This window comes from Streptomyces griseus subsp. griseus (genome assembly GCF_000720255.1).
GTDB lineage: Bacteria > Actinomycetota > Actinomycetes > Streptomycetales > Streptomycetaceae > Streptomyces > Streptomyces griseus_I.
The window spans coordinates 1-466 of the sequence record NZ_JOJE01000161.1 but is presented as its reverse complement, the minus strand read 5'-3'; the positions used below and the strand labels follow the sequence as shown (position 1 = coordinate 466).

The 466-nt window shown below is 66.1% G+C and carries 1 protein-coding gene; it reads right to left on the bottom strand.

Annotation, left to right across the window (positions count from 1 at the left end):
* The coding region (locus IG99_RS43590; protein ID WP_037684600.1) for a DUF6807 family protein at positions 1-466 on the bottom strand (466 nt) is incomplete at both ends.

The following is a 466-nucleotide window of genomic DNA, read 5'->3' as shown; positions in this document are numbered from 1 at the left end:
CCCATGGCGACGTCCGTTCCGGAGACGTTCGTCATCTGCGTCTCGAACGTCAACGCCCAGGCGTCCGGGGAGATCAAGTGCGCCCGCAGCGTCCTGCGTTCCGTGAAGAACAGTGCGCCGGACTGGGTGATCCAGTCCAGGTCGTGAGCGAAGGTTGCGGTATCGGCGTCTCGGTTCATGGCGGCGATACGGCGGTGCGCCTGGGTTCCGTTGTTCGCCAGCTGGACGTAGAAGCGCCCGTGGATGTACGTGGGACCACCCCAGAAGTTCTCCTCGCCCACGTGGGGCAGGGACCACGCGATGCCCTTGTGCCATACGTGGTCGTGGGGGCGGAACAGGCTGACCAGCTTGCCGGCCCGGGTGCGCAGGGGGTGGATGTAGGGCTTGGGCGATTCCAGTTGGACGGTGTCCGGCTGGTACACGTAGCGGAACAGCTCGGTGTCGCCGTCTCGGACCGTGACCGAGG